General features: G+C 64.7%; 6 protein-coding genes. 2 read left to right on the top strand and 4 right to left on the bottom strand.

Going from position 1 to position 11250, the window contains the following annotated elements; genetic code table 11:
• Positions 1-147: 147 nt before the first annotated feature.
• Both arfA and OU11_RS03195 read right to left on the bottom strand, forming a co-directional pair.
• Positions 148-1695, bottom strand: a complete 1548-nt coding sequence (gene arfA, locus OU11_RS03190) for an arabinosylfuranosidase ArfA (protein WP_033514439.1) — start codon at positions 1693-1695, stop codon at positions 148-150.
• 526 nt (positions 1696-2221) lie between these two features.
• Positions 2222-4498 carry a KUP/HAK/KT family potassium transporter gene (locus OU11_RS03195; protein ID WP_081963418.1) on the bottom strand — a complete coding sequence of 759 codons (2277 nt, stop codon included), beginning with the start codon at positions 4496-4498 and terminating at the stop codon, positions 2222-2224.
• A gap of 500 nt (positions 4499-4998) precedes the next feature.
• Here OU11_RS03195 and OU11_RS03200 point away from each other — a divergent pair, with 500 nt between their 5' ends.
• Entirely contained in the window at positions 4999-6381 is a 1383-nt protein-coding gene (locus OU11_RS03200; RefSeq protein ID WP_033514440.1) for an ATP-binding protein, read from the top strand.
• Between the two features lie 4 nt (positions 6382-6385).
• Here the strand turns inward: OU11_RS03200 and OU11_RS03205 are convergent, their stop codons facing one another.
• Together OU11_RS03205 and OU11_RS03210 are read right to left on the bottom strand one after the other, a co-directional pair.
• Positions 6386-7342: a TatD family hydrolase gene (locus OU11_RS03205; protein WP_033514441.1), complete on the bottom strand. Its 957-nt coding sequence runs from the start codon at positions 7340-7342 to the stop codon at positions 6386-6388.
• 116 nt (positions 7343-7458) lie between these two features.
• Positions 7459-9849, bottom strand: a complete 2391-nt coding sequence (locus OU11_RS03210; protein ID WP_033514442.1) for an alpha-L-arabinofuranosidase C-terminal domain-containing protein — start codon at positions 9847-9849, stop codon at positions 7459-7461.
• Between the two features lie 237 nt (positions 9850-10086).
• On the opposite strand from OU11_RS03210, the gene OU11_RS03215 reads away from it, so the two are divergent.
• Positions 10087-11130, top strand: coding sequence for a LacI family DNA-binding transcriptional regulator (locus tag OU11_RS03215; RefSeq protein ID WP_033514443.1), 1044 nt, complete (start codon positions 10087-10089; stop codon positions 11128-11130).
• Positions 11131-11250 lie beyond the last annotated feature (120 nt).

Raw genomic sequence — 11250 nt, forward strand, 5'->3', positions numbered from 1 at the left:
GGGCATGGTCCGCGCAGTCAGCCCGGAACGCCCGCCTGTTTTCCAGCATAACGTGTTTTCCCCACGGAACCCGTTCCATCGTGCGGGCTCCGGACAGCCGAGGCCGTGCGATCCGTCCTTGCCGAACGGATCGCACGGCCCGTCATGTCACTTGATATGCAGCGCGTTCCAGCTCACCGGCGGCAGCGAGACGCGGACGGTGCCGGTCTCGGCGTCGTAGGCGGCCGACTCGTTGGCGTGCAGCGTCACGCGGTTCTGGTCGTCGAGCGTGTTCGCGGCGAACAGATCGTCGTCGTGCAGCGTCCGGGCGTCCACGGACGCGACCTCGGCGCCTTCCGGCAGCTTGATCTCGAACTCGGAGGCCTCATCCAGCGAACGGTTGACCGCGAAGACGGCGAGCGAACTGTCGGCGCAGCGCACCGCCACGGCGTTCACCCCGTCGACCTCGCCGAAGCGCGGCGTATCCACGGCGTCCGCGGCCAGCTTCGGCTCCAGCACGGTGCCGCCCTTGGCCAGGCGCGCGGTCAGGGAGAACGGGTAGAACGTGGTCTGACGCCAGGCCGGACCGCCCGGCTCAGTCATGATCGGGGCGATGACGTTGACCAGCTGCGCGAGGCTTGCGGCGTGCACGCGATCGGCGTTCTTCAGCAGCGTGATCATCAGGTCGCCGAAAACCACCGCATCGGCGGCGGTGTAGATGTCCTCGAGCAGACGCGGGGCCACCGGCCAATTGCCGATGCCCTCGGGGGTCTTGCTCGGCTCCTCGCCCTGATACCAGACATTCCACTCGTCGAACGAGATGTACACCTCATGCTTGCTCTTCAGGCGGGCCTTGGTGGCGTCGATGACGGCGGCGACGTCCTTGATGAAGCCGTCCATATCCACGCCGGAGGCCAGGAAGCTGGCCATGTCGCGCGTGCCGTCCTCCTTGAAGAACGGCTGGTAGTAGGCATGGCAGGACACGAAGTTCACGTTCTCGTAGGTCTTCTCGAGCACGGTCTGTTCCCACGCGCCGAAGGTCGGCATGCCGTGGGCGGAGGAGCCGCACACCACCAGTTCCACGCTCGGATCGATCTGGCGCATGCCGGCGGCCACGGATGCGGCGAGCGTGCCATAGTCCTCGGCGGACTTGTGGCCGAGCTGCCACGGGCCGTCCATCTCGTTGCCCAGGCACCACATGCGGATATCGAAGGGCTTGTCGGCACCGTTGGCGCGGCGAAGCTCCGACAGTTCGGTGCCGCCGGGGACGTTCGCATATTCGAGCAGGTCGAGGGCCTCCTCCAAGCCGCGCGTGCCGAGGTTCACGGCCTCCATCAGCTCGTTTCCGCCGGTGGCCTCAAGCCATTCGACCATCTCGTGCAGGCCGAACTCATTGGTCTCGGTGGAATGCCAGGCCAGGTCGAGGCGGCGGGGGCGGTCCTCCTTGGGGCCGACGCCATCCTCCCAACGGTAGCCGGACACGAAGTTGCCACCCGGGTAGCGGATGGCGGTGGCGCCGAGCTCCTTGACCAGGTCGATGACATCCTTACGGAAGCCGTGCTCGTCGGCGGTCGGGTGGTCGGGCTCGTAGATGCCGGTGTACACGCAACGGCCGAGGTGCTCGACGAACGAACCGAACAGACGGTCGTTGACCGGGGCCACTTCGAAATCGTCATCGACGACGAGCCGGGCGGCGAGATTGTCCTGCTGGGTCATAGAGGTCCTTTCCTGTGGGAGTGTCAACGGAAGAGCGATATACAGCGTTGGAAATCTTCCAGACCCCAGCTTAGTACAACCTTGTACTTTTGGACGGAGGGCGTGTCGCGGAGCAGACCGGTCCCCTTTGCCGCAGCATCACCATGCCACTGCATCGAAAGAGCCTTTGAAGCTCCGTAAAAGAGCCCAAAAGCCGCACAAGCACCGCACTTCTGCATCAAAAGGGCCCCAGGAAGCCCGCCACAAGACCATCCGTCGCACAAGCACCGTAATCATGCGACAGAAGTGCCATCGCCCACCCACGACCAACCTGGCACCGCACACCATACCGCCCATCCGCACACCATGCCGCAGCACCCGCAGAAGCAGCACCCCCAGAAGCAGCCCACCTACAGAAGCACCCCACCCGCAGAAGCCGCCCACCCGCACGTCCATACGCAGAAGCCGCGAACCGTGGAAACGGTTCGCGGCTCCATGACGCACCGCCGTGCACCCGGCGGACGGGCCTGCCGACCCGGCACGCCGATCAGTCGCGCTTGGGCGGCTGGCTGGCCACGCGGGTCAGGCGCGGGGGCCTGCGCGTGGACACGAACAGCGGCTGCACCTCAACCAGCGGGTTGTACGGCGCCAGGCCGAACCACTTGACCGGGGAGCCGGCCACGCGGCGGATCGCGTACTTGATCTGCAGCGACAGCGCGCCGCGGCCGGAGACCTTCGACTCCGGCATCAGCGCCTTGTGGATCACCACGTAGCGGATGGTGCCGATGCCGGGATCGGCGTCAAGCTTCGGGTAGATCGACTGCTGGTTCGGCAGCTCGCCGGTCTTCTCCAGATCGTGCATGATCTGATGCAGGTAGGCCGGGATGGACTGCGAGACCTTGAAGCCGAGCCGGATGCGCACACGGAACAGGTAGTCGGTACCGAAGCTCTCGACCGAATACTCACGGGTGAACGGCTCGTCGGTGGTCTCGACGGCCACCGCCCACCATGCGCGGGCGCGCTTGGGGTGGTCGGCGAAGATCGAGAAGAAGATGTCCGTATCGAGACGCTTCAGGTCCGGATCGCTGGTCAGGTAGACGATGTTGTCCGCGAACCGGTGGATGCGGCTATCGCCGTGCAGCTTGTCCAGCGCGGGGAGGAAGTCCTTCGGCATCATGTGCCGACGCTGCGAGCGCTCCAGCTTGGTGCCCTCGTTCCACGTGTACATGACCATGAGAATCGCCAGCGTGAGCAGCAGCGTGAACCAGCCGCCATGCAGGAACTTGGCCATCGAAGCGGCGAAGAACAGGACCTGGATCGCCAGGAACACGATGGTGAACACAACGGCGCCGAACTTGTTGCTGCGGTGCCACAGGTAGATGCCCAGCAGGATCGTGGTGGTGATCATCGTGATGGTCAGTGCCAAGCCGTAGGCCGCCGAGATATGTTCCGAATCGCGGAACAGCAGCAGCACGGCCAGCGTGGCCACGCACAGCACCACGTTGACGACCGGAATGTACAGCTGGCCGCGGGTACGGGCCGGGTAACGAACCTGCAGATGTGGCATCCAGTTGAGGCCGGTGGCCTCGGAGACCATGGTGAACGCGCCCGTGATCAGCGCCTGGGAGGCGATGATGCCGGCGGTGACCGACAGCACGACGGCCACATAGCGCACGTTCGGATCCATCATCTGGAAGAACGGGTTGATGCCTTGGGCGTCCGCCAGCTGGGGGTTGTCCTGGTTGCGCAGCATCCAGGCGCCCTGACCGAAGTAGTTGAGTACCAGGGCGACCTTGATGAACGGCCAGGTGAAGTAGATGTTGCCGCGGCCCACGTGGCCCATGTCGGAGTACAGGGCCTCGGCGCCGGTGGTGGACAGGAACACCGTGCCCATCAGCGCCAGCCCGGCCGCGTTGTTCGGGCTGAACAGGAACTTGATGCCGTAGTACGGGTTGAGCGCGGCGAGCACGGACCAGTCGTTGCCGATGGCCACCACGCCGACCACCGCCAGGAAGATGAACCAGACCATCACGACCGAGCCGAACACCTTGCCGATGGACTCGGTGCCGCGCGACTGCACGGCGAACAGGATCACGATGATCACCGCGGTGATCATCATCGTCAGGTCCTTGTTCTCGGTGAACAGATGTTCCAACGCCGGCAACGATTTCAAGCCCTCGACGGCGGACGAGATCGACACGGCCGGCGTCAGCACCGAGTCCGCCAGGAACGCTGCGCCGCCGAGCATGGCCGGTATGACGAGCCATGCGCCGTATTTGCGAATCAACGAGTACAGAGCAAAGATGCCGCCTTCACCGTTGTTGTCGATGCGCATGGCAATCAGCACGTACTTGACCGTGGTGATCAGCGTGATCGACCAGAACACCAGCGACAGCATGCCCAGCACCGCCTCACGACCGGTGTTGGCCAGGCCGCCCTGACCGGACAGGAAGGTTTGCGCGGTGTACAGGGGCGAGGTGCCGATGTCGCCGTAGACGACGCCGAGCGCCACGATGGCCATGCCGAGGCTGACCTTATCCGGACTGGACTGCAGTTTGCACCACCAGCGACCGATCGGACCGCGGGCAGCGACCTTGTCGAGCTTCTCGGCCTCCTTGCGTTCGGCCTCCTGCTGCTTGGTGATTTCCTCGCGCTCTTCCTTGGTCAGCTTGCTGCGCGAGACCTTCGGCGCGTTGGTGAATGAATCCGCCCTGAGCAGGGCTTGATCGGGTTTCTCGGCATTTCGATTAGCCGGGGAGGCACCGTTACGTTTCCCGGACTGCTTCCCGTTCTGCGACGACCCACGCTGACGTGATTCCGCCATAGTACATATCCTCCATCGCCGGGGACCTTCCCCGCACGCGAGTTTCTCTCACTAGTACGAGAAACGGCGCCGATTTTCGACGCCGCTTCCCTGCACTGCTGGATAGTCTATACGGTTCCTTCACCTTTTGCGAATCGAATTGTGAAGACGACCCCGGAAACCGTTGTCCCGCAACGTCTTCCGAACTTTGGCAACACACCGCGACCATATGTGAAGAAGCCGTCGGCGGGACGACGGGAACCCATCGTCCGCCGACGGCGCCTGCACCGTGGGCGTCGAAACCGACGACGCACCCGTGCGTCTGACCGCCGATTACGAGCTGGTCGTGCGCGAATCCACGCGACGGCAGACGGACACCCATCCGCCTCGCCTCGGAAAAACGTTACAAAACCACCCTCCATGTATGCGAAAAACGTTACAACAGACATTCTCCGCCGTCGGAAAAACGTTACAATAGAGACACACCAAACGCAGAAAAACGTTACAAGCGAGGTGACGACATGCTGTACCGCAATGCATGGGAGCAGCTTGAGACTTGGCGAACCGGCAATACCGCGGCCAGAAAACATGGCCGGCACACCAAAGCCCTGATGATCACCGGCGCACGCCAGGTCGGAAAAACCACACTGGTAAGGGAATTCGGAAGCCGACATTACAAGCGCCTCGCGGAATTGAACTTCCTCACCGACCCGGTAGCCGCCACCGTCTTCGACGGGGCCCTCGACGCGGACAGCGTGACGGCCAATCTCACCGCCTATCTCAAAACGACGCTTCCCCCTGGCGAGACACTGGTCCTCCTTGACGAGATACAAGAATGCCCACGAGCGCGAACGGCCATCAAATTCCTCGTGGAGGACGGACGATTCGATTACGTGGAGACCGGATCGCTGCTCGGCGTGCGAACGAAGGAGGTCCCTTCATACCCGGTGGGTTTCGAGGAATCCTTCCGCATGTATCCGTTGACCTTTGCCGAATACTGTCTGGCCAACGGCGTACCCGAGTCCACCCTGACCATGCTCCGGGAGCATTTCGATACGGCCACCCCCGTCAGCGACGCCATACACAACACCATGCAACGACTGTTCATGTCGTATATCGTGGTCGGAGGCATGCCGGAGATTGTGCAACGCTACGTCGACACCCATGACATAGCCCAGGTCGTTGATTTGCAGCACAATCTGCTCGACCTCTACCGCATCGACATCACGAAATACGCCGACAAAACCGACATGCCGAAGATACGTGCCATCTTCGACGCGGTGCCCGTACAGCTCGACGACCGCAATCGCCGGTTCGTCCTCGCGGACCTTGGCAAGACCGCACGCCAAAACCGCTACGCCAGCAGTTTCCTCTGGTTGGCCGACGCAGGCGTGACCCTGCCCTGCTACAACGTCACCGCTCCCACCGTGCCGCTGCAGGCAAACCGCAAATACAGCCTGTTCAAACTGTTCCTTGCGGATACGGGCCTGCTCTGCGCCTCGTCGATGGAGAACGTGCAGTTCGCCATTCTCAACGGTCAGATCGACATCAACATGGGGGCGATCGCGGAAAACGTGGTGGCGCAGGAACTGGCGGCGAACGGATTCGCCCTGCATTATTTCCACACCAAACGCCTGGGAGAGGTGGACTTTGTGGTGCAAACCGGGAATGCGGTGCTGCCCATCGAAGTCAAATCAGGCAGGGGCTGGACTCAACATACGGCGCTGGACAACGTCATGGCCGTGCACGAGTGGAATCTTGACCGCGCACTCGTGCTATGCAACGGCAACCTCAGCCAAGACGGCAATGTGACATATCTGCCGTTGTACATGACGATGTTCATCAAGCCGCCGCAGCAGCCGGCAAGTATGCCGTTCGAGATAGACCTCAGCGCGTTGCGGTAACCGCTCACACCCCGTACACGGTGCGGGTCACGCGGCGGGTGGCGCGCGCGACCTCGGCGACCGGCAGGTCGAACACGTCCGCCAACGCGGCCAGCGTGTAGGGAATCATGTACGGGGCGTTCGTCCGGCCGCGGTACGGCATCGGTGCCAGGTACGGCGCGTCCGTCTCCACCATCACATGGTCGAGGCCCACAATGCGCGCCGACTCGCGGATGCCGTCGTTGCCCTTGTAGCTCACCGTGCCGGACATGCTCAGGTACCAGCCGTGCTCGCGAGCCACCTTGGCCATTTCCGCGTCGCCCGAATAACTGTGGAACACGGTGAATTCCGGGGCGCCGTCCGCCAGCAGCGTCTCGATGACCTCGCGGTGCGCGTCGCGGTCGTGGATCTGCATCGGCAGGTTCAGCTCCTTGGCGAGTGCGATGTGGTCACGGAACGCCTGACGCTGCAGTTCGCGCGCCGAACCGCCTGTGCGGAAGAAGTCCATGCCGGTCTCGCCGATGGCCACCACCTGCTCGGGGTAGGCGACGGCCAGCCGGTGCACCTCGGCGAGCGCCTGGTCGAAGGGCACGTCGTGATGCGGCCTGTACTTGAGTTCCAACCCGTCCGGCCCGGGTACGCCGCGGTGCCCGTGCAGCACCGACTCGTTGGGGTGGATGGCCAAAGCCGCGTGCACCACACCCGGATGGTCCAGGGCCATCTGCACGGCCGTCATCAGGTCCGGCAGCTCGCAACCGGAGTCGATGACGCCTTCGATGCCGACGGCCGCGGCCTGGTCGAGCAGCTCGCTGACGCTGTAGACGGGAACCGCCGGCTGCCCCTTCATCTCCGCCTCGTGGCTCATCGCCTTGGAGAAGGGGACGACGGAGGCGACATGCGTATGGTTGTCGATGGTCCGGGCGTCTTCGGGCAGCGGCTCGGGGGCCGGTGCCCAGCTGCGGTCGCGGTGATGCTTGCTCATGGTTCCCCAGTGTAGCCGGGAGGGGGTTCGCACTACCTCGCGATTCAAATCAGGAGGCCTTGATTTTCCTTGCCTCCGTTTCCGAAAGTCGAGGTAGTGCAAACCTCAGTTGGGTATCACTTCAACGCAATGACCGTGAACGACCACGCCGGCGCCTCGTACATGCCGGATGCCAGATCACACGGCCGTTCGACCGGACGGGTCGGGGCCTCCTCGCCGTGGACGCCCGCATATGGATCGTCGGCAGTCAATACCGTTGCCGTGGCGGCGGCGCGGGACGACACCGGGACGTCCAACGCGTCAAGGACCTGCGACAGGTCCACGGACACGGGATCGGCCATCGCGTTGACGACGCGCAGATAGGTCACCCCGCCGGCCGAATCGCGGGCGACGGACACCGTGCGTCGCGGCTCGTCCGCGACCTCCCGCCCCGCGACGATCGGCTGGCCGTCGATCTCCAACGCCATGTCCGCGCCCCGGTCAGCCACATGGATCCGCGCATGCCAGACGGTGCCCGGACGCACCATATCCATCGAGACCTCGGTGCCGGCGAGGGTGGATCCGCATCCCTCGCGCACCAGCTGCAGTTCGAAGCTGCGCCCGAACGAGGCGACGTTGTGGTCCGGCCCGTTCACGTCGCCCGTATGCACCTGCACGCCCCACATGCCCTCGTGGTAGGTCACGGTCATGTCCACCGTGTACGAGTCGGCCTCAAGCGCCAAGCCGGTCGTGACCGGCCCGTTGCCGCGGTACGCGATGTCCGGCAGTTCGACCCGCTCCCCCGATTCGGTGGTGACGACGATATCCGTCAGATCCGCGCTCGCACCGCCCGTGACGGATAGCCCCACCGTGCGTGGCAGTTCCCGGCGGAACAGGATGTCGCCGTCCACGGCGACCGGCCATGCCGTGTCGGCCGTGGTGGTGGCGAACATGCGCTGCACCCAATAGTTGTAGGTACGGAACACACGCTCGTTGTCGAAGTAGATGAGATCGGGGTCCCAGCTGTTATGGCCGTTCTTACAGAACAGCGGCGCGTACGAGGCCATCGCCACCACGTCGCCGTTGGCCTCCATCCGGCCCATGACCGCGGCCTCGGCCAAACCGTTGATCAGCCGCGTGTCCCAGGAACCGTATTCGCCCAGGTAGATCCTCGAACCATTCCGGTCGGCGTGGTCGTAATGGTCGAGGTGATGGAACCACCAGCTGGGCGAACGGTAGGAGTGTTCGTCCACAATCGGGATTCTCAGTTCGCGGGCGATGCGCCATCCCTCGTCGTAATCGCGGCCGCTCGGGTCGGGGCCGACCGTGCCGACGATGGTGATCTCGGGATGCGCGGCACGCACCGCGTCATAGATACGACGGAACCGGTCCTCGAAAACGGGATCGATCCGGTCCTCGTTGCCGATGCCGAGGTATTCCAACCCGAACGGCTCCGGATGCCCCATTGCGGCGCGCTTCGCCGCCCACGCGTTGGTCTCGGGGTCCGCATTGCAGAAGTCGATCAGGCCGATGACGGAGTCGATGTAGCCGGGCATGTCCTCGTCGGCGATGGGCACCGGCCCCTGGCTGGTGTTCTGGCAGCTCACGCCGGCGGGCAGCACCGGCAGCGGCTTTGCGCTAATCGTCTCGCACAGCCGGAAATACTCGTAGAAGCCGATGCGGAAGCTCTGATGGTAGCCCCAGACGTTGAAGTTGTGAGGGCGGTGTTCGACGGGACCGATCGTGCGCTCCCACCGGTACATGTTGTCCAATCCCAGGCCGTGGGTGATGCAGCCGCCCGGGAAGCGCATGAACCGCGGGTGCAACTCGTCGAGCGCGCGGACCAGATCGGGGCGGCAATGCTCCAGTCCCTTGTAGGTGGTCGTCGGCTCGCAGGAGACGAAGTCCACGTCCACCACGCCGGCATCCCGGAACAGCACCCGCAGCGTGCCCTGCGTCGCGATGACTCCCCGCGACCCCCCATCCGTCGGCTCATCGTCCGCGGCCGTCGGGAAGGGAACGGACAGCGTCGTCTCGTATTTCGCCCACGATTCGCCGGCCACGGACAGTTCGGCGTCCGCCACCGACTCGCCGTTGTCACCCGCCAACGCCACATGCACCGGCATCACGCTGCCGGACATCGAACGCGCCCACATGGAGAACCGGTAGGTCTCCCCGGCGTGGAACACCATGCCGTCGAACCCGGTGTTCTCCAGGCCGACCGGACCGCCCGCCACGGAACGGATCTCGATGCGCGCATGATGGGGGTTCTCCTCCGCCACCGGGTCCACGGTCCGCACGCCGAATGTGGCGAACGAGCCGGATGGCACCAGCTTGCGCCACGCCGTGTAGTTACTCCAATCCGGATGATCGGCGCGAGAGTATTCGAACGCGCCGTTCTGGACGAGTTCGCTGGCCAGACCGCCGTCGGCCGACGAGGAGATGTCCTCGAAGAAGATGCCCCACAGGTCGGTGCTGATGCGGCGGATGGCGGAGGTGTCCACGGTTGCGGTCAGGGTGTCGGTCATCAGAGCTCCTTTGCGGGGATGTGCAGAATCGGGTCGGGGCTGCGGTCGGCGCCGGCGCGACGCGGCGTCGGTATGGCGACGACATTCGGGACAACGTTGTATCGTCGGCCTAGTGTAGACCACGGCGACACAACACGCTAATCGATTCAATCATTGTCGCACGGCATGCCGCATCCGCCGCGGACCGCGGGGCGGCGCGATATACCATGGAGCCGGAGCCGTTTGGAAGGAGATGCCATGGTCACGCTCGACGATGTCGCCGCACGCGCCGGCGTCTCACGCATGACGGCGTCGAACGCGCTCCGGGGCAAGACGGTCGTGCGCCCGGAAACGGCTCGCAAGGTCATCGCGGCCGCCGAGGAGCTCGGCTACCACCCCAACCTTGCGGCGCGCCAGCTCAGTTCGGGACGCACCCACGTCATCGGTCTGACCGTCGCCGACTTCGACCTGATCTTCCCCGCCGCCCTGGCCGCGGCCATCTCCGACCGGGCCCAGACGCTCGGATACCAAGTCATCGTGCAGCAGACGCGGTTCTCGCACGACTTCGAACGCCGCATGCTGTCCAGCGCCACCAGCCAGATCTGCGACGGCACGATCATCTGCTGGCCCAGTTCCGCCTCCGCCGAGATGGAGACCTTCGCCCGCACCCACCCGCTGGTGCTGCTGGACGGGTTCGGCCTGGAAAGGCGCTGCGACTGCGTGTTCACCCCCTGCGCCGAAGGCATGGCGGCGGCGATGCGGCATCTGATCGAGCATGGCTGCCGCAGGGTGCTGACGCTCGGCGGCAGCTATCTGCCGCCGGAACGGTTCGCGGAGGCCGACACCTCCGAACGGCGCCGCATCCGGGGTACGGCCGAAGGACTACTGTCGAACGGCCTGCCGTACCGCGCCGACGACGTCTACCCCTGCGGCTGGACGCGTGAGGCGGGGTACCGCCGCATGCGGGCCATCCTCGAGGAACGCCGCGACTTCGACGGCGTCTGCTGTCTGAACGACCCGATCGCGATCGGCGCGCTCACGGCGCTGACCGACGCCGGGATCCGCGTGCCGCAGGATGTGGCGGTCATCGGGTTCGACGGCGTGGAGGACGGCCGATATCTCTCCCCCGGTCTGACGAGCGTGGCCATCGACCCGAGGCAGGCCGCCGAGGTCTGCCTAGATCTGCTCATCGAACGCATCGGACAGCGGCCGGACGTCCCCACGGATGACGGAACCGCACCGCCGCGGACGATCACCCTCGGGTACCGGCTCGAATCGCGTGGCAGCGGCGAACGCCTGTGATTCGCAGGCGCACCCCTTGATATCGCCACCCAAGCCACACGTGCTTGCCGCACCGAAATTTTAGCGCTACAATTCACGTGACGACAGGGAATGCATCCCGCGCATCCCGGCGGAGCAGCA

Origin of the sequence: Bifidobacterium pullorum DSM 20433, from assembly GCF_000771405.1 — a bacterium.
GTDB classification, from domain to species: Bacteria; Actinomycetota; Actinomycetes; order Actinomycetales; family Bifidobacteriaceae; genus Bifidobacterium; species Bifidobacterium pullorum.